Raw genomic sequence first — 17,598 nt, forward strand, 5'->3', positions numbered from 1 at the left:
AAATCGCGTACATACATAACCAAACCACCTCACTTGTAATAAAATCTAAAATCAAAATAAACTGTTGCTGATGTACAATTGAACACTTCAAAAGTATTCCAACCTGGAACTAATTCAATGAAATCTTTATTTGTGTTCCTAAGAAACGCTAGTCCATTCCTTCCGACATTTGGCCCACTATAAATAACAATATCTTTGCTAGTCAGAGGTACATTAATTGTTGCAGTGCTAAAATTCGTTACATTTATTATCTTAAACCCTGCTGCACTTCCTACTACATCGCTGATAACTAGCTTTAATTCTTGTTCAAACGGATGAACTGGAATACTGCCAGGATTGTAAATTTTAAATTGTTGACCAGAGACAACTTGATGCTCGTAAATATGCGAAGCATCCTCAGAAATGATACCCATTCCGATACCCCACAATCCGCTTGTTGAATCTACTCCATATCGTTGAATATCAGAGGATTTTCCAATTGATTCAGCGAAAGGTAGTTCAGATGTTTCGAATGTTAATTCTCCAAATCCATATTTGAACGTCTGCTCAATATCAAATGTGGACGATAACATCACTTTATAACGTTTTCCACCAACGAATTGATTTTCACCATTTTGATACTCAAGACGGCGTAATTCTCGTATATAAAACGGCTCTGTGCTTGTTATCACTTCAAACAACTTATCTCGAATCATTGCAACATCTAATAAGTCCTGCGCTTTAAAATAAAAAGGTACGGTGATGGTCCGTACCCCAAAAGTAGATCCTGTGAAAATCCTTCCATTTGATCCATTTACATCTATATAATTCGGGCGTGTTTCAATTGAACCAACACGGAAGTCTTGCGCCTGGACGTTTATTTCAGATAGTTTGATAGATTGTCCGTTTAACTTTGTAAATTGTACGTCCACTAGAAATACCTCCTTGCTATGTTATCAACTGCGTTCCCTTCGTTTACATGTGGTCTTACAATACGCCCTACTGCTTCACCTTCCATCACCACTTGAAGGTTTGTTAAATCTTTTCTCAAGTCTTTTATAGCTGCGGCTACTGAACTATTATCATTATTGTCAGAATTACTAGCAGTGCTCGAATTAACCATTGATTGTTGCCCAAAATTAGAAGATGATGTACTCGATACAGATGCAGGAGTTGTATAACTTGTTGAAACATCAGGTATAGAACCAGCAAAAGCTACATTACCAAGAGCTATATCTTCACTTAATACATCAAAAGCATCTCGCACAGATGTAGCTACATTTTTGCTGTTCTGACTGCAGGATTCTCCATATTACTAATACCTTTAGTCATACCAGATATAATGTATTCACCAACATCTCGCATCAAACGGGAAGGAGAATGGATATCAAAGAAACCTGTAATCGTTTTGTATATCGACTTTCCAATATCATAAGCAGCCATAACAGCCTTATACGCTAATGACCAAAGACCGTTAATTAAACCGATTATGATGTTTTTACCAACTTGCGCCCAATCAATTCCAGTGAATCCTTTCCAAATAGACGGAACGATTTTCCCAGTAATGGCATTCCATAACGAGCCCATCACAGTAAAGAATCCGTCAATTAAAGCAAGGATTAATTGAGCACCTAATTTTATGAGAGTAGGTAAACTTTGAATGATAAGCACTGAAATCTTTCCGATGATCTCAATGATTGCACCGCCAAGTTGCGGTATCACTTTTATAATCCCTTCAATCAATGCTAATAAAATTTGAATACCTGCTTTAATAATTACAGGTAGATACTGAATTATTACCTCTGTAAATTTTTGTATTAGCAAAACAACCGTTTTTATGATTTGAGGCAACATTTTTACAATACCGTCAATCAATGAAATGATTAATTGAATACCCATTTCGATAATTTTAGGTAATAATTTTACGAAAGTATCCACTAATTTTGATATTACTTCTACAGCTACCTTAATAATTTGCGGCATCATATCAGCAATACCCTTTATGAGCATTGTTAAAATTTTCATACCCATTTCTAGTAGAGTAGGAAGCATTTTTACGAGAGTATCTAAAATTGTTTGTATAATTTGCATTGCAACATTAATTAAATTCGGTATTAACGGTAAGATTCCATCGATTAATGAGAATAGTATTTTACTACCACTTTCAATGATGGCAGGAAGTAACTGGATTATTCCAGTTATGATAGTTTGAATGAGTTGAATACCAATATTTAATAATGTTGGCAGCAAAACAGATATACCATTTACCAATGTTAGAATGATTGACGATGCAGCTTGAATAATTTGTGGTAACGCCTGTACAATTCCGTTAATAAGATTTGTTAAAATCTCAATGCCTTTTTGCACAAATTGAGGTAACTGCGTTGTTATAAAAGTTATAACAGTATTTATTAGAGTTCCAAAAATCTCCTGGAATTTGCTTAATAAAGTCGCTCCCCCAGTAGCTGCGCCATTAGACATCGATACAAATAAATTAGTGATGGTCAAAAGTAAACCTGGTATACCACCTACTATTATTGCGATGATGTTGGGTATTAAATTCACAAAAAACTGAGTGATTTGGCTAAAATCTCCGTGGAAAGCTGCTGTTATTGCCTCTATAAAACTAGCAATCAATTCACGCATTTGAGCTACCGCTTTCCCTATAATCATTACAGCGTTTTGGAATCCTTCTGGTAGATGCGTAATCCAATCGTTCATGTAATCCCCATCAACAGCGGTCCAGAATAAATACTTCCCTAAAGCTAGGATAGCTTCACCGAACTGTCTCACCACTCCAAGTGCACCAAGTACTTTTTCTCTAATCATAGCTACAGATTCACCAATTTTCAGAGCTGCGTCTTGGAATCCTTTAGGTAAGTGTGTTATCCAATCATTTAAGTAATCTCCATCCTCCACAATCGCAAATAGATATTTACTCATGTTAACTAAAGCTAGTCCGAACGCTTTTATGCTACTAATCGTTTTATCAACAGCTTTTCTAAATGGTTCTATGTTTTTGTACGCATAATTGAAACCTACAACTAAACCAGCTATCGCAGCAGCCACAGCCCATGCAACTGGAGATACCATAGCTAGACCGAGCACTAACGGCTTTATTAGCATCCATACAGCTGCTATTGCTGCTCTATATCCTAAAAATAAACCAATACCTACTGCCAACGGGGATAAAATAAGCGTTAACGCTGGAACTAACATAAGAGCACCCTGAATAAATTTAGCCATTGTCGGATGCGCTTCATTAAACTTTATTATTAATTCTGCTAGTGCTGTTATAAATTCATAGATTGGTATCATAACAGCAGCGAAGGCTTCTTTCATTGGTTTAAAGGCTTCCGAAAGCTTTTCTATCATTTCGTTGTACGCTTCTGCATATTTCGGGTTCATTTCCATATTCGCATTATGCAACGATCCATAAAGAGCGACGCACGCAATAGATGCAGCGAGAGCAACCATCTGCATCCTTATAAGCCCTTGATTGATTAAAGCTATTTGGTCTGCCAGTTTTTTTGCGTTAGCATTTGGCCCCAGAAATTCCAATGCTAATTGAGCAGCGCTACTTCTATTCGCTAATCTTTCAATAGCATTTGTTGCCATTAATGCACCATGAGAAAGGTTATATAAAGGATTGCCCATCGTTCGCAAATTATCTCTTAACTTGCTAGATGTAGTTGACATATTATTCATCATACCGATGGTTTGAAGAATAGAAGCTTGCATCATTACATCATTTTGCATCATAGCATCATTAGCAGCTTTCTCAGCTGCTCCAATCTCGTTAAGTGTTGCAATTAGTTCTTCTACACTTCCTTGATAAGTTCCCATGCTCATAGCGGCATCTAAATAAGCAAGCTCTGTTCTCTTCAATTCCTCGATATGTGGTTTCATTGCTTCGCGTTGTTCAGCTTTAATTTGTCGTAAACGTCGGCTGTATTCGCTATTTGCATCGCCCATATTCTCAATGCTACGACGATACTGTCGAGACGTGTGACGTGTAGTGCTAACAAAATCGTTCATTTGCCGTTGCATCGCAGCCATTTCGCGTCTCATTTGGTCAGTTTCGGCTCTGAACTGGACAATTAATTCTTCTTGTGTGGCCAAATCTCTACCTCCTTTCTAACCGAAGTTGAGATTTTGTAAGAATTGCATATCTTCTTCTACCTTTACAGCACGGTTTTCGATAGTTTTTTTCTTTTCTTCATCAGTGACCATCTTGTCTCTATCAAATAGATCTTTTGGTTTCAGTCTTTTCTTAGGGTCATAGTGATATGCCGTACGCATCATAAGAGCAAACATGCTATATGTCTGCAGCTCATCTAAATATTGCTCATTACGAGCTGTCATCATATTTTGAAACTCACGTGGAGTTAATTTCATTACTTCAGCAGGACGTAACCCTAAGTATCTGAATCCATCCTGCTGAATCTTATCGATAGCTTCCCTATTGTATTGAATTATTCTTCTGTCGTTAGTCCGTACATCTCGTTCGCGATTTCCTCGAATTCTGGATTCTTCGCTACCATCTGTTTCTTCAAACGTTTCTTCTGTTGTCGAACTTTCGATTTGTAGAAAAAATTCTCTTCAACAACCTCTCGTAACGTATTTTCGATGTATTCCTGAGTCAACGCTTCCTCAGCAAACAATCTTTTAATTTCTGCCTCGATATCTTTACGAGTGAAACCTTTTTCAGTATGGAATAATCCAAAATAAATAGAATCCTTAAACAGCTCAACATCACCTTGTAAACAATGGCCTACAATTTCATTTACGCCGCCCTCATATTTTTTATTTAGTTCTACAATCGCATCAAAATTTAACGTTAAATCATATTCTTTTCCTTGTACTTCAAAACGCATATATATCAATCTCCCTTTAGTTGGATGTTATTTTCAAATTTAAAAAGAGTAAGCATTAAAGCCCACTCTTAAGCGCCTCCTGGTACCGTTTCACCAGCACCAGGAGGAATTGTAGTTAATGTTTCTTTCGTGACTGTACCGGATAACTTAACTTCTAATGAATAAGTAGCAAATTCACCAGTAGAAGCAGTTTTCTCAAAGGATGTAATCATGTAAGTTCCTTTTTCCGCTTCTTTTGTTCGTTTATTGATTTCGTAAATTTCGATATATTCTTTGTTACGGAGTTTGGCTAAAGCGGCTTCCGGGAACGGGTCTCCCTCAGCCATAATGCCTTCAAAAGAACGAGTTTCGGTTACTTTGCCGTAGTCTGAAACTGTTCTATCTTTAGATGCAGCTTCTATTTCGTCTGCCGATACACTGTGAGAAGAGTCAGTTTGGTCAAACGGACGTGCAATTACTTCTTGTTCTGTTGCATTTTTGATCACCGCAGCGATTAAAAAATCATCTCCGCGCATCATTTTGTTTTTTACTTCTGCCATATATATTTCACGCTCCTTAAATTGTATAAGCTTGTTGGTATTCAAAAATCATTGTTAATTGTGCAGAACCAACCCCACTGGGAGCGGTAGTTACTCTTTGAAAATAAATCGTGTCAATCGATTCACTACCATCTACATTACGAAGAGGCATTGTGTAACCGTTGCTTCTGATCTTGTTCGCAACTTTTTCAGCTGCTTGCATTGCTTTATCTGTCGTTGTATTAAAAAACCTTACTGTCATGGTGTACAGTAAGGTGTAATGGTCTTTTGAAGTTTTTGAATCATTTATAGATAGAATTGGGTAATATACAGATGGAATAACTAATTCTTCTGGAACCTGATCATGATAAGCAAACGTCCCATTGGGTAGGTTATCGTATACAAAAGCCTTCATGGAACCGTGTATTTGTTCGTACATACTCTAACCTCCATTTACCCATTGCCTAAATTGGCGATCAAATGACGTTTGGAACATGCGCTCATAAATAGCAACTGCATTATCCCAATACGGACGTCCTTCTATGAATTTAGCAGTAAGCATCATGCCAGTTGGCGCATGTGGATCATATTCAAAGTTATGCCCTTCCCATCTACCTGGGACAAATCGTCTTACCTGCTGCCATCCATCATTTTGAAGACGTGCATATTCTACATTTGTTCCAACTTCTAAAACTAGTCCACCTTCAGAGCTACGCCATATATTATCTGAATCAGACTTAGTGAACGAATTAAGCAATCTTCTGGTGTCCACAACGTTTAACGCAATGATTTGATTCTGAACTTCTTCTAAAAACTGAAAGCCACTTGCTTCTAACCACAATGCGACTTGCTGATCTAATCCACTAGACATCCGATTCAGTTTTGCACTAAATTCACGAAAACCTCGTGTGTTTATTTCGTTAGCCATGGCTCTGTCTTCCTCTCTGCTATGGCCTTTATATGATTAACCTCTTCAGTAAGTGGATGCACTACCGGAAAAGGGTTGCGTATATAGTAAGTGACATTCGTGTTCTTTTTGATCACTTTGTCGTTGTGTCTCACATCAATACCAGGCATGAATAATACTTTAACTTGTTCGTTATTCAGCTGATTTGGTGCTGACTGTATTGTTGTTGCTGCAGCAGTAGCAACATTCTCTGCAAAGTAACAGCTTTGTTCTGCTATATCAGGAGTTTCTTTGTAAGAGTACACCTCTTCTGCAGGTTGACCATAGGAACCTGACTTCTTTTCCTTCTGCAAATGGTAAATATCACATTCATGAACAAACATTCCTTGCAAAGACATCAGATAGCCCTCATTTTGAATGTAATTTTGTTCTTACCTGCATGATCCATGAATTTTTGAAGGAGATATAAAACAGAAGGTTTCGTAATACTTGCACTATCCTTTGTATAAGAATAGTCACCGCCACCAATACTTTCAGACTTAATACCCTTCATAGCGGTTGTATCTGCATTTGTATAAGCGTAATACTGCGCTAATTTCTTGCAAGCTAGTTTCACCTCAGCTGGCACCTCAGGATATTTTGTCTTGTCATTGAAATCTATTTTAGAGAGATTATAAATCTCTGTTTCTGCTTCAAGTATGTCCTGCTCCAATAGAGGAACAGGACGGTTTTTAACTTCAGGTAATACGGTATAATCAATTAATTCTTGAGCAGTAATAAGTGACATACTTATCACTTCCTTATTTAGTTGTTGTAATTGTAGATGAAACTGTCGAGTTTGGAGCAGCTGCATCTACAACAGTAGCTACACGATGTTTGCCATCGTTAATGTGCTGATTGTACTTTGTTTTTAAATCGTCAACTTGCTTTTTAATAGAGTTTAGATCATCAACAATAGAACTAAGCAGGACGGCTAAATCAGTATTTAAATAAGCACCGGCTTTCCCTATATCTTTAGGAATCTTAGGCATTTACATCACCCTTTTCTGAACCTTTTGATTTAGAAGGTTCCTTTACTTCCTCTAGATCTTCATAAACTTCTAACAGCTCATCACGCTCTTTTGCTGTTACCTTTTGCGGTTCTCCTGCATGAAAAAAGCGCCCTTCACCAATATGAAGAACGCCTGTCTTATGTTTATATTGAACTAAGGGCATTATAACGCTTCCTTTCTTACAGTTTTTCACCTGTCATCCATGCAACTGCATCCACTTCACGGATTACGCAATCAAGGTAAGCAAATAAGATGTGGTATGTTGCATCTTTAGCAGCTGCAGTAGCGCCTTGAGCAGTACGATTATAACGTACATCACGAGTAAATACAGGTTTTAAGTTATCTCGTGGTGTTAACATAGCGAAACCAGATTGTAATTCTTGCACAATTTCAACTTCATAACCAGCTAATTTAGATACTTTACCGTCAATTAGGACAGCATCACCTAAGTTAGTTTGGCGAGTAGTTAAAAGAGACATTAATTTGTCATGAGTTTTTTGTGTAATAAACCATGCAATATCTTTACGAGTTTTATATTTATCAGGAAGGACTGCTACATGGTCCACGAATGCTTGAATTGTCACGTCATTTGCAGCTAAGTCAGTTTTATTAGGAGATACTTTCGCTTTCTTAACAAAACCATCAATAATTTTTAAGAATGCTTGGTCTGCTCCAGCACCTGCAGCTGTATCACCATTGAAGATTACATCTTGTAGATCCGTAGCGAATTGTTCTTGAATCATATCTACAATAACATCTTCAACATTTTGGTCACGTGCAGCTACTGCATACCATACATCATCATTTTGAATCCATTCATCCCATTTAACTTTCTTAACAGCATAAGGGATTTGGCGTGATGAAATTGAACCTGTTCCTGTTGGTGTATCGTCCTTAGAGGCTTCACGTAATTTTCGTTTACCAACGCTTAATGCATCGATATTACCAGCAGGCGCTTTCTTGTAGTATGGTTTTAATTTAGGTAATACAGTAGCCATGTTGATTGTATCTCGTAAAAACGCTTCCGCTTCTGCCTGTGGTAATGGTACGTTTACATCTTTTAATACTAGTTCCGTAGAACCTCCAGCGATAATTTGTCCGTTATTCATATATTTGTTTCCTCCTCTTAAGCGAATGATTTTTTGTATCCAGCAGATTTCGTTACTGTTTGTACACCATCTGTATCTTGTTGATTGCTGATACCTTGGGATTTTTTAAGTTCTTCTAGTTCTTTCAGGATTGGAGCAGTAGCAGCTTCTACAGCTTTTGCAACTGCAATCTCTTCCGGTGTTTTCTCCGGTTCAATATTCAGATGCTTCTTAACTGTCTCTAATTCTTTTTGAATAGGCGCTACAACCTTTTCTAACGCTTTTTCTAATTGTTCTTGATTCATATTATCTTCCTCACTTCCTCCGCCTTCCTGAGTAGGAGAGACGCGTGTTTTTAGATTTGTTAATGACTCAATAGCTGCATCGATATCAGCCATGTTCATATTACTGATTTTCTTACCTGCTTTTTCTACTTCTTCAGCAAGGGATATAGCCGGTTTACTTTCCCATGCCTTCACAACTGCTTCTGAACCTTTTAACTCATTGATAATCTCGACAAATTCAAGTGCAGCTGCTTCAATACGATCTAAATCGATAGCATCAGCAGTAGGAGCGTTCCAAAGAGATTGGTAAAAAGTATCTTCAAGAGCTGAGAATGAAGCATTTACATCACGGCGATGCTTATTCTGTTTAAATTTATCTCTAACCTCGCCTTTTTCTACTTTTTGGCCACTAAAAAAGCCCTTCATCAATTGTAAGAAGGACTTCATTTGTTTCTCTTCAGTTTTAGTTACTTCTTCCTCAATCACTTCTGTTTCAGCGATGCCAGCAAGGGAATAGCCTGTCATTTTACCGTCTTTAATATCTTGCCATATCTCATCGGTGGCTTTTGTCACTAACACCCATGTGCCTTTAGTGATTATTTCACCGTTAATGTTCATATCAACAGGAGCTACATAACTTTCTACAACTTCACCTGCTCCTGCGTTAAAATCATGTTGAGTGTCGATGTTACGATACTTAGCAATGAAATTATGAGCGGATTTTTCTATTTCTTCCGCAGTCATGAAGTCCCCGTGCGCGTCATGTGTACTTGGATCATCTGCGCTACCAGGAGAATAAACAATTCCATATACAAGCTTTTGTTCTTCATCTTCACCCTTTATAATTTTAACTTCTTTTTCAAATGTTGGTTCTTGTTCACTTTTCGTTAAGAAGAATTTCTTTTTGTTTGCAGCTTTATCCACAATAGAAACAAAGCTTACATCCACGTTTTTCAGTTTTCTTGGCATTTACTCACCTCCTTTCAATATTTTTCTTTTGGTTTGATTGATACCATACTCAAATCGTATTCAGTGAATTTATCAATAGCAGAATCGATTTTGATCGCAGTCCAATCTCTAATTCTCTTTCCATGCATGTATACTTCTTCATTTTTACTATCATGAGAAACGAATACTAGTGCAGGTGGTTCGTCGAATTCAAGAACAAACTTCTTTTTAGGTTCTTCTTTAAGAATCTCAAATTTACATGAACCTTCTTCAAAAGCTTTTACCAATTGTTCTGCTTGCTCATCAGTAAGCTTTAAAGTTAACGCTTCACCATTCATCACTTACTCAACTCCCCTTTTTCAATTTCCTCACATAAGGAATATATTTAATCACTAGAGTTATCTCGTCAGCATATTCTCCCTTGGAATCTGTACCTATCAGCATGTATTCAGTTATTTCATCTCGTTCATCAATAAAGTGATCAACATCACTCTTCTTCAAAACCTTATTGTTGTCTTGAAATTTCGAATGCTCCTCTATAGATAATACTAAGCGTTCAAAAGCTTCCCGTTCTTCTGCACTTATCATTTAGCCAACTCCCTCAAAGTTTCTTCCCTAATCTTCTGCTTCTCTTCTTCAGAAAGACCTAATATCTGATTGTCTACTGACGGCTGAAGAACACAATGACAATGAACTCTCTCTTTAGCTGACAAAGAACTATCTCTCGGAAACATGCAACGTTCACCCGAGCTAGGTAATTCGAATTCATCTTCTACAGGAATCGTTGTACCGCTATACTCCATGTGATTTTCACGCGGATTGTTCTTTCTCGCACCGCTATGACGCCATTTTTTTCCCGTAACAGCAGGACTCTGTCTATATGATTCTAGCTGACTCGCAGAGCAGGCCGCTAAAGTTTCGGTGACCGCGGTACTTCTCGCTCTCTTGCGATCAAATTCAGGAAGTTTCTCTAATTCCCTCGAAATCTCACTAATACCTTTCCCTTTCTCTAATCCATCGTTCAAAACACGCTCTACAGCCTTGTGTGAGTTAATCTGCATCAGCTTACCTAGTTTATCAGACCAACTATTAATCCACTTTGTAGTACGTTTTGAGAAGACTTTAAACTGGATATCAGGGTCAATCGCATTCATAAAAGCAGTAGTCATATCCTGCATCGTGTAATCAAGGAATTTCCGTGCTGCTTTGCTAAGACTTTGAGCGAAGGTGTCTGCACCAAATAGGCTTCCCTTAACAAAATTGATGATATCTCGTATTCTGAATGCCTTTTCTACTGTATCTTTTTTCGTATAGTTTTTAATTCCATTAATGAAATATCTTCGTTGCTTACGTAGCAGTTTAGCAATTTCTTTCTCAAATTCTTCTACATATCCTGGCAACATGTCCAATACCTCTAAATCAGCAGGCAATGAATCTATGAAATCATCTGTATCAGCCTTTTCTATCCACTCATTCAATGAGGTTAACAGTTTATCAATCTTTTACATCTTGCACCGACTCCAAATAATCGATTAAATCTTTCATAACCATAACTAGGTCAGTAGTCTCATTTGATTTTTGGATATTTTCCACATTACTCTGCTCTGTCGCCTTTTTAACAGTTTGCAGTACTAATGCGATAGGCTGACTTGCTTCTTCTGATTCGAATGGCTCTAAGTCCTTATTAAGAACTTTCGCTGCTACTTCTCGCAGATCATTGAACGTTGTACCACCGTATTTACTTAATACATCTAACATCTTAACCATGTCTTCAGTATTGCTGATTTCCGGCTTACGCAGGTTTACATATACATGTTTTAACTCATATGGAAGCAGGAGAATGTTATTTATAATAAACTCAAGTGAGTTTCTTTCTGGTTCAAATACCTGCTCTTCTGTAATCTCACGCGCTGCATCAGCAGTAGCACGGTTAAAGTCACGAGAGTATCCCACATAAATATCAGGTAAACGGAATGCTGATTGCACCTTTTGACGTGATTTATCATCGTATTCAAGGAATAAGGCATCGTTTTGTAAGATGTCAGCAAGTGATTTAAGCTCAATATCCACATTAGGTTGAGTATCGCCTATAACACCTTCTTCTGCTGATTCTACCTCTAATAAAAGGAATTTATGTTGGTTTTCTTCACCCTCAACGGATGATACATATTCAGTCAGTTTGCTCTCACTTTCGTCTGATAGGACTCCGTTTTTAAGTAAAATAGCCATCGGAACGTGTCTACCTTGTTTGAAATAACGTAGATTTAATTCTTCTGCTTTTCTAGCTCCAACCATATGAACGACATGCGATACCCAGCGAGGGATTCCATAAGGACCATTGCCTATTTTAAAATGAAGTACCTCAGTTGCATCTTTCGGACCAAATGATGTTTCACTAAATTCTCCAGTTTCTTTATTCAAGAAACGCGGATCACCAAATTCTTTGAAATAAATCTTAGTCATTCCAACTTCCTGTACATAACGACGAAATAACTTCTTTCGTTTGATTGTTTTACCATTAATAAGATAGGTAACTTCTTGTGGTTTATCATCTTTGCGTGTGACTCTCATGTATTGTGGTAACATATTAACTAATTCAGTAGGTTTTCCCTCAAGGTTACGAATCACTTCAATATATCCATTCCCTGTTGTTTCCCTATCATCAATAGCAGTTTCAAGGATTTCTTTGAATGGTTTTTCAAAACTAAAGAAAGGAATGACCTCTGTATCTACATATGTCCACTCTGTTTTCATTTCAGGAGTTTCCCCAATGTCATTCTGCTTGTACTGCATTTCATGACCAAAACCAGCGACATTACGTTTATAAGCATCGATGCATTGCCCTAATATCGTGCTGTTTTCTCTAATCTTCTGCAAATCTTCTATTCTGTAAGGTGGGGTAATGATGTCATTTACTGCATTCTTTTCACTTTCGTCTTCCTGCTGACGAGAAAGAACTTGTACGCCATCACTTTTAGCTTTAATCACTCTTGCACTTACTTTTCTGTTCTTTGACATTAAGCTGCTTCACCTCTTTTCTTTTTCTTCTTTTTACGTAATCCGTATATGACTGTATTAACAAAGTATCTTGTTTCATCCATATGATGGTCATTCTCTTTTAACGGCTTATCTTCGCCTCGTTCTACGGATTTTTCATCCCATATATAAGATGCAAACTCTTTAAACGTTTCATTGCAGCAGTCGTTAAAATAAATAATGCCCGTGTTAAGCGCTACACCGACATTACCAATGCCTTCTTTCACATTATTTCGGGCCTTATATACTTTTCGTTTATTCCTAACTAGTAAAGCGATAAACGAAGCAGCAGATGGGTCAACTACTGTACCGCGAATAGGTAAATCACCTACAAATTCCTCGAAGTCCTCGTAGTATTCCTGGTCTGTCTTCTGCTTTTCGGTTTCTCTACCGCTATAACGGTACTCTTTAACCTTGTACCATACGTCTTCACCTTTTTCGATGCACTTCCCCCACAATCCGTATACCATGGCGTTCTGTGTTCCATAGTCACAAGAGACAAAGTATTCAATGTATTCCCTTTCGATTGTAGGTACTTTATGTTTGTTCTCATCAAACATATCGAAGATAAGTCCAGAAGCAGCTGCCCAAAACCCTAATATATACCGCTTATAGAAAACGCCACTGTACATTTTGTAATAACGCTGTTTTACTTTTTCAGACAACGATAAGTTATCGTCCATAGTAAAACGTAGGTGTAGCAAGTTCTTTTCTTTCGCCTTATCTAGCCATTCTGTTTTGAACCAATGATATGGTCCCCCAGGGTTACAGTTAAACCAAACTTTTGAGCCTTCTACAGAACAACGACCAGTGGCTTGGTTAACAAACGAGCGAACCATAAGCACAACTTCATCAAAGAAACATCCTGCCAAAGTGATACCTTGGATAAGATCCTGTGATGCTTCATCTTTCCCCCCGAAAATATAGAAGAAATTTGTTACACCATCCTTAGTAATGGTCAACATGTTCTCACTGCGGTGGTCCTTAACTTTATAACCACGAGACTTTAACATCTTTTTAAGTGGCGTTATAACGTTACGTCGATGCGAACCAATGGTTTTACCACACATACCAAAGTTCTCGCCTTCGAATGATTCCATAGCCCACATAACATAGGAAAGAGCCATCGATACTGTTTTCCCTGCACGAATGGAGCCATCACAAATAATCCCGTCATAATCTTTAACGGGACTGTTAGGTTTCCACCAAGTTAATACCTTCATCTGCTTCTTAGAGAACGGCTTGAATTTAAACGGAGCAGGTTTCTTTTTACGCTTCAGAATCGTCGTCATGGTCATCCCACACTTCCTCTACCTTGCCTTCTAACGCTTCCTTGAAACCGTCGTCTTCGTATTCTTCACCATCTTCACCCTTAATACGAGCAGTATCGGCTTTAATCTTCTCAATCTGCACCTTCTGTACTTCTTGCTGCATGTGTAGTTTTTCTTCATCAACTTTGCGTTTAAAGTTATCTGGGAATAAATCGAAGTACAGTGATAGTTTGTCCAGGGCTTTCATCTTGTCAGCAAGCTTAATAGACACGCCTTCTTTACCCTGCTTCACTTCTGTAAGAATAGAACCATCTACCATATCAGACTCATTGAAATCTACATAATTCACTGTTTTCATAATAGGATTTCCGTCTTCATCTTCTAATGGGCCAAATGCTCCCATCGCTTGTACTTCCCTTTGACCGAAGGTTACATAGTTAGTGATATCAGCAAACGCAATTTTAACGTACTCTTTTAATACATCGATTGCTTCTATAAAGATATTCTCGACTAGCTCACCTTTCAGTTCTTTTATATAAGAAGCAACTCGTTCACGTCGTAATAACCGACTACTCTGCACATGAGCACTCTCTTTGGCGTATCCAGCCTTTATTGCAGCTTGTGTACCATTGAAGTATTTCACGTAATACAAACAAAAGAGCCTTTCCTTTTCGGTCAGCTCTTCATCCTCTAAAATCTCTTTTAGTTTCTCTTTTGTTTTGGGATTTTTAACATTAGTAACGCTCCTTTTCGCAATAGTAACGTTACCATTCATTTGTTCATCCCATTTGTCTTGTGATTTCCACTTTCTGATTTGCGAAGGCTTGAGGTTTAACTCAGCTGCAATTTCAACTAGTGGCTTTTCACCTTTACTTACTTTATATATTTCACACGCTTTGTCTCTATCTGGGCTTCTTTGCCTAGCCACATTCACCACCTCGCGGTAATTCCTACATTTTCTTAATTTATAAGTTCGTTTTCCTAAAAAAACAAACGAAAAATTCCTTAAAAGTAAAAGGTTTTAAGAAAGCCTTTTAATAGTCAAATTACGATCAGTATACTCAATAAGCCCACTAACAAAGGGATTACCAATGGATATAAGGTCGTTAGCATTTAAAGCTATTTGATGAACTACAGAAATTGTAACACTAGAATCATTGGAATTAGGCATGGCGCCAATAAAAGAAGTTGCACTAATGCTCGCCCCGTTCCTTTCCAAAATAAAATTAGCTACTGCTCCCGCTTGTCCGTTAAGTCGTATATGAGCAATAATTTCATACACTCCACCAGTTAATACTTGAATTTGACTATCCCCTACAGGCCTAGTGTCCAAGACCGGTCCTGTTTCATCAAAAATTACATCTGTACCATCAACAAGATGAGGTGAAGAACCATTCAAAGAACCATATCCCAAAATTCCTGGAGGGCTTTGGGGTCCTGGAATCCCTTGGATACTTGGAATAGGAATACTGATAGGGTTAGGAACCGGGCAAGGAACCGCAGAGGAATTAAAATTTATTTTGTTATTTGAGCACATGAACAATCAAGCTCCCTCATTTATGACATCTATTACATTAGATGTCATATGAATTCTTCTTTCTTGTATATTTACCCATATTTTTTCAATACAAAATAAAATCATACGCCCTTCCCAGATGTCCAATTTCATACCATCAGTTTCGGTATATGTAGCACGAAAACGAAAATGCTTTATTAAAATAAAAAAGCAGCGGATTCGCTACTGTAATTCTTCAACAATCCAAACACTGATTTCGTATTCTCGTTTGTTCAATGCATTCACTTTCTTTTCGAATTTCTTTTCAATCACATATTTTTTATCTAATACTTCTAATGATTCGACTACTCGCTGAAGTTCTTCTAAACATTCAATACGTTGGAAATACAAAGCCACGAAATCACTCCAAAAGAATCTTATTTTAAAAAACCTGTTAGGAAATCTGTTGTATGCATGGGAAATGAAATAATATTCATATTTAGTTTACATAATAGTAATTATACGAAGTTGTTAGTTTGGGAAATCGTTGATATTACTAGGTTTATAGACTACCTAAAATTATCAAATATACACGATTTTATACATCGGCTTAAAAACGCCATTTTCAGCACCTAATCACCGTTATTTCCTGCATAAACTTCACCTTGTTAACTATCTCTATTTTTGTTCGTTGAGTTTGTTTGTTTTGTTAGGACAAGGTAAATCTATCAATTCTATTAAATCCATCAATTTAACTATTACATATTTATATTCAGTTCATATACTGTAGTAGATTGCTAGAAAGGAGGCGTAGTCATGACAAGTTGCGTTCTATTCGTAAATGGCCAACCTTTTTTAGTTGTCTCAGTTGCTGGAATTGAAATTGCTAGATTAGAGATTTCTCTTGAAGTAGCATTGACTTTAATAGCGTTAGGAATTCCAATTTGTTCTTAATCCAGTAATATTGAATAAAAAAAGAGGGCTTCGGCTCTCTTTTTTATTTCTTATCATCCCTTAACAACAAACAAGACGCCATACCGATCACGGCAGCGCCTAGGATAATTGCTATTGGTTTAATCATTACAATTACTTAAACTCTTTGATTCTTTCTAATCGAGCCATTTCTTTAGTGATTATTTCAATATTATCTTTTTCTTCTGGAACCTGTATCAATGCACCTACATTAGCAATAACTTCACCTAACTCTTGAAATGCTTTCGTACAACCTTCAACAGCTACTTTTAATCGTTCAATCTTTAATTCAGCTTCATCCGTATCAACATTAACTTCGATATCCAAACGATTTCTCGGTTGTTTTACTTCATCCATCATTCATCATCCTTCCTATTCAAATGTCCATTTTGTTCAGTAATTATGTAATTTCTATATAACAAAGAAAAAAGCACCCGTTATGGATGCTCCTAAATTTTCTCTATAACATAAACCATTGTTTTTTTCGATGGCGCACAATATGAATGATTCTCATTTTTATGAATAAATATCTCATACTTACCCATGACTTGGAATCTTTCCATTTCAGATTCACCAAATTCTGATACGGAATCACATAAAATTGTTATTTCAGTACCAGCATTGTATAACAAATCATAAATTTGCCTTTCGGTATATACTCCCCCTACTGATAACTCTTCTAACATTTCTATATATATCATTATTACTCCACCTCTCCCGACTTATTTATTCTACAAAAACCATAATTATCCTTTTTGCAGATGAAATAAAAAGCCATCACCGAAGTGACAGCTCTAGAGGGGATGGAAGAGAGATAACAGATGGCAATAAGTATCTCTTTAAGCTCACTGGTACTCTAGGCACTCTCGAGCTTCTCCCAATCACCATCGACACCATATGAAAGTTATATTACTTATATGTGTATAGTGACTGGGAGAAGAGCGAAAGCTCTTTTAATATATGTCGCGCTCATTGCAGCCGAGGCATCCCTTACCTCTTTCAACATACAGCGTACTATATGTTCAAAGAGAGCCGAGGAACTCTCCTATAGTAGATAGTAATCATTTTAAAATGCGGAACGAATACAAAATATAAATTTGTATCAAGAAGTTTCCGCTTCTTGCGTGAACCGACACACTGGGAACGGAGGGGAAGACCGTTTGTATCGGCT

General features: G+C 37.2%; 25 protein-coding genes. 1 reads left to right on the plus strand and 24 read right to left on the minus strand.

The window, feature by feature from the left end; genetic code table 11:
* Positions 1–29 precede the first annotated feature (29 nt).
* From J4P91_RS26970 to J4P91_RS27075, 22 genes are all read right to left on the minus strand, one after another.
* Positions 30–911 carry a phage tail domain-containing protein gene (locus tag J4P91_RS26970; protein WP_207996535.1) on the minus strand — a complete coding sequence of 294 codons (882 nt, stop codon included), beginning with the start codon at positions 909–911 and terminating at the stop codon, positions 30–32.
* The gene (locus J4P91_RS26975) at positions 911–1,246 is read right to left on the minus strand and encodes a hypothetical protein (protein WP_207996536.1); all 336 of its coding nucleotides are present in this window, start codon (positions 1,244–1,246) and stop codon (positions 911–913) included. The genes J4P91_RS26970 and J4P91_RS26975 overlap by 1 nt, the downstream gene beginning before the upstream one ends.
* A gap of 8 nt (positions 1,247–1,254) precedes the next feature.
* Complete coding sequence (locus J4P91_RS26980) at positions 1,255–4,101, minus strand: carbamoyl-phosphate synthase (protein ID WP_207996537.1); 2,847 nt, start codon at positions 4,099–4,101, stop codon at positions 1,255–1,257.
* 15 nt (positions 4,102–4,116) lie between these two features.
* Complete coding sequence (locus J4P91_RS26985; protein ID WP_207996538.1) at positions 4,117–4,377, minus strand: hypothetical protein; 261 nt, start codon at positions 4,375–4,377, stop codon at positions 4,117–4,119.
* A 77-nt stretch (positions 4,378–4,454) separates the two neighbouring features.
* Positions 4,455–4,856 carry a tail assembly chaperone gene (locus tag J4P91_RS26990; protein ID WP_207996539.1) on the minus strand — a complete coding sequence of 134 codons (402 nt, stop codon included), beginning with the start codon at positions 4,854–4,856 and terminating at the stop codon, positions 4,455–4,457.
* Between the two features lie 68 nt (positions 4,857–4,924).
* Positions 4,925–5,395 carry a phage major tail protein, TP901-1 family gene (locus J4P91_RS26995; RefSeq protein ID WP_207996540.1) on the minus strand — a complete coding sequence of 157 codons (471 nt, stop codon included), beginning with the start codon at positions 5,393–5,395 and terminating at the stop codon, positions 4,925–4,927.
* Between the two features lie 16 nt (positions 5,396–5,411).
* Complete coding sequence (locus tag J4P91_RS27000; protein WP_207996541.1) at positions 5,412–5,813, minus strand: phage tail terminator family protein; 402 nt, start codon at positions 5,811–5,813, stop codon at positions 5,412–5,414.
* 3 nt (positions 5,814–5,816) lie between these two features.
* Positions 5,817–6,302 carry an HK97 gp10 family phage protein gene (locus tag J4P91_RS27005; protein ID WP_207996542.1) on the minus strand — a complete coding sequence of 162 codons (486 nt, stop codon included), beginning with the start codon at positions 6,300–6,302 and terminating at the stop codon, positions 5,817–5,819.
* The gene (locus tag J4P91_RS27010; protein WP_207996543.1) at positions 6,287–6,679 is read right to left on the minus strand and encodes a DUF3599 family protein; all 393 of its coding nucleotides are present in this window, start codon (positions 6,677–6,679) and stop codon (positions 6,287–6,289) included. Before J4P91_RS27010 ends, J4P91_RS27005 begins: the two co-directional genes overlap by 16 nt.
* Positions 6,679–7,068 (minus strand): protein YqbG, encoded by a 390-nt coding sequence (yqbG, locus tag J4P91_RS27015; protein WP_207996544.1) that lies wholly within the window; start codon positions 7,066–7,068, stop codon positions 6,679–6,681. The genes J4P91_RS27010 and yqbG overlap by 1 nt, the downstream gene beginning before the upstream one ends.
* A 13-nt stretch (positions 7,069–7,081) precedes the next feature.
* The gene (locus tag J4P91_RS27020) at positions 7,082–7,312 is read right to left on the minus strand and encodes a hypothetical protein (RefSeq protein ID WP_207996545.1); all 231 of its coding nucleotides are present in this window, start codon (positions 7,310–7,312) and stop codon (positions 7,082–7,084) included.
* Positions 7,305–7,496 (minus strand): hypothetical protein, encoded by a 192-nt coding sequence (locus J4P91_RS27025; RefSeq protein WP_207996546.1) that lies wholly within the window; start codon positions 7,494–7,496, stop codon positions 7,305–7,307. Before J4P91_RS27025 ends, J4P91_RS27020 begins: the two co-directional genes overlap by 8 nt.
* A 16-nt stretch (positions 7,497–7,512) precedes the next feature.
* Entirely contained in the window at positions 7,513–8,442 is a 930-nt protein-coding gene (locus tag J4P91_RS27030; protein WP_207996547.1) for a phage major capsid family protein, read from the minus strand.
* 17 nt (positions 8,443–8,459) lie between these two features.
* On the minus strand, positions 8,460–9,674 hold the full coding sequence (locus J4P91_RS27035; RefSeq protein ID WP_207996548.1) for an XkdF-like putative serine protease domain-containing protein: 1,215 nt from the start codon (positions 9,672–9,674) through the stop codon (positions 8,460–8,462).
* 14 nt (positions 9,675–9,688) lie between these two features.
* Positions 9,689–9,994 (minus strand): hypothetical protein, encoded by a 306-nt coding sequence (locus J4P91_RS27040; RefSeq protein WP_243764039.1) that lies wholly within the window; start codon positions 9,992–9,994, stop codon positions 9,689–9,691.
* Positions 9,995–9,998: 4 nt separating this feature from the next.
* Positions 9,999–10,241, minus strand: coding sequence for a hypothetical protein (locus J4P91_RS27045; RefSeq protein WP_207996549.1), 243 nt, complete (start codon positions 10,239–10,241; stop codon positions 9,999–10,001).
* Complete coding sequence (locus J4P91_RS27050; protein ID WP_374192072.1) at positions 10,238–11,062, minus strand: phage minor head protein; 825 nt, start codon at positions 11,060–11,062, stop codon at positions 10,238–10,240. The genes J4P91_RS27045 and J4P91_RS27050 overlap by 4 nt, the downstream gene beginning before the upstream one ends.
* Before the next feature lie 85 nt (positions 11,063–11,147).
* Complete coding sequence (locus tag J4P91_RS27055; RefSeq protein WP_207996551.1) at positions 11,148–12,671, minus strand: phage portal protein; 1,524 nt, start codon at positions 12,669–12,671, stop codon at positions 11,148–11,150.
* Entirely contained in the window at positions 12,671–13,987 is a 1,317-nt protein-coding gene (locus J4P91_RS27060; protein WP_207996552.1) for a PBSX family phage terminase large subunit, read from the minus strand. Before J4P91_RS27060 ends, J4P91_RS27055 begins: the two co-directional genes overlap by 1 nt.
* Positions 13,959–14,888 carry a terminase small subunit gene (locus tag J4P91_RS27065; protein WP_207996553.1) on the minus strand — a complete coding sequence of 310 codons (930 nt, stop codon included), beginning with the start codon at positions 14,886–14,888 and terminating at the stop codon, positions 13,959–13,961. Before J4P91_RS27065 ends, J4P91_RS27060 begins: the two co-directional genes overlap by 29 nt.
* 93 nt (positions 14,889–14,981) lie before the next feature.
* The gene (locus J4P91_RS27070) at positions 14,982–15,497 is read right to left on the minus strand and encodes a hypothetical protein (protein ID WP_207996554.1); all 516 of its coding nucleotides are present in this window, start codon (positions 15,495–15,497) and stop codon (positions 14,982–14,984) included.
* A 201-nt stretch (positions 15,498–15,698) separates the two neighbouring features.
* Positions 15,699–15,872, minus strand: a complete 174-nt coding sequence (locus tag J4P91_RS27075; protein WP_207996555.1) for a hypothetical protein — start codon at positions 15,870–15,872, stop codon at positions 15,699–15,701.
* 399 nt (positions 15,873–16,271) lie between these two features.
* Here J4P91_RS27075 and J4P91_RS27080 point away from each other — a divergent pair, with 399 nt between their 5' ends.
* Complete coding sequence (locus tag J4P91_RS27080; protein WP_207996556.1) at positions 16,272–16,409, plus strand: DUF3956 family protein; 138 nt, start codon at positions 16,272–16,274, stop codon at positions 16,407–16,409.
* A 132-nt stretch (positions 16,410–16,541) separates the two neighbouring features.
* Here J4P91_RS27080 and J4P91_RS27085 read toward each other — a convergent pair whose 3' ends face one another.
* Together J4P91_RS27085 and J4P91_RS27090 are read right to left on the minus strand one after the other, a co-directional pair.
* Entirely contained in the window at positions 16,542–16,784 is a 243-nt protein-coding gene (locus tag J4P91_RS27085; RefSeq protein ID WP_207996557.1) for a hypothetical protein, read from the minus strand.
* A 92-nt stretch (positions 16,785–16,876) separates the two neighbouring features.
* Positions 16,877–17,128 carry a hypothetical protein gene (locus tag J4P91_RS27090; protein ID WP_207996558.1) on the minus strand — a complete coding sequence of 84 codons (252 nt, stop codon included), beginning with the start codon at positions 17,126–17,128 and terminating at the stop codon, positions 16,877–16,879.
* Positions 17,129–17,598 lie beyond the last annotated feature (470 nt).

This window comes from Bacillus sp. XF8 (genome assembly GCF_017498755.1).
Classification (GTDB): domain Bacteria; phylum Bacillota; class Bacilli; order Bacillales; family Bacillaceae_G; genus Bacillus_A; species Bacillus_A bingmayongensis.

Coding starts and splice junctions, on each gene's coding strand:
- J4P91_RS26985 (WP_207996538.1), bottom strand. CDS start 4,377: ATGAAATTAACTCCACGTGAGTTTCAAAATATGATGACAGCTCGTAAT.
- J4P91_RS26990 (WP_207996539.1), bottom strand. CDS start 4,856: ATGCGTTTTGAAGTACAAGGAAAAGAATATGATTTAACGTTAAATTTT.
- J4P91_RS26995 (WP_207996540.1), bottom strand. CDS start 5,395: ATGGCAGAAGTAAAAAACAAAATGATGCGCGGAGATGATTTTTTAATC.
- J4P91_RS27000 (WP_207996541.1), bottom strand. CDS start 5,813: ATGTACGAACAAATACACGGTTCCATGAAGGCTTTTGTATACGATAAC.
- J4P91_RS27005 (WP_207996542.1), bottom strand. CDS start 6,302: ATGGCTAACGAAATAAACACACGAGGTTTTCGTGAATTTAGTGCAAAA.
- J4P91_RS27010 (WP_207996543.1), bottom strand. CDS start 6,679: ATGTCTTTGCAAGGAATGTTTGTTCATGAATGTGATATTTACCATTTG.
- yqbG (WP_207996544.1), bottom strand. CDS start 7,068: ATGTCACTTATTACTGCTCAAGAATTAATTGATTATACCGTATTACCT.
- J4P91_RS27020 (WP_207996545.1), bottom strand. CDS start 7,312: ATGCCTAAGATTCCTAAAGATATAGGGAAAGCCGGTGCTTATTTAAAT.
- J4P91_RS27025 (WP_207996546.1), bottom strand. CDS start 7,496: ATGCCCTTAGTTCAATATAAACATAAGACAGGCGTTCTTCATATTGGT.
- J4P91_RS27030 (WP_207996547.1), bottom strand. CDS start 8,442: ATGAATAACGGACAAATTATCGCTGGAGGTTCTACGGAACTAGTATTA.
- J4P91_RS27035 (WP_207996548.1), bottom strand. CDS start 9,674: ATGCCAAGAAAACTGAAAAACGTGGATGTAAGCTTTGTTTCTATTGTG.
- J4P91_RS27045 (WP_207996549.1), bottom strand. CDS start 10,241: ATGATAAGTGCAGAAGAACGGGAAGCTTTTGAACGCTTAGTATTATCT.
- J4P91_RS27055 (WP_207996551.1), bottom strand. CDS start 12,671: ATGTCAAAGAACAGAAAAGTAAGTGCAAGAGTGATTAAAGCTAAAAGT.
- J4P91_RS27060 (WP_207996552.1), bottom strand. CDS start 13,987: ATGACCATGACGACGATTCTGAAGCGTAAAAAGAAACCTGCTCCGTTT.
- J4P91_RS27070 (WP_207996554.1), bottom strand. CDS start 15,497: ATGTGCTCAAATAACAAAATAAATTTTAATTCCTCTGCGGTTCCTTGC.
- J4P91_RS27080 (WP_207996556.1), top strand. CDS start 16,272: ATGACAAGTTGCGTTCTATTCGTAAATGGCCAACCTTTTTTAGTTGTC.
- J4P91_RS27085 (WP_207996557.1), bottom strand. CDS start 16,784: ATGGATGAAGTAAAACAACCGAGAAATCGTTTGGATATCGAAGTTAAT.
- J4P91_RS27090 (WP_207996558.1), bottom strand. CDS start 17,128: ATGATATATATAGAAATGTTAGAAGAGTTATCAGTAGGGGGAGTATAT.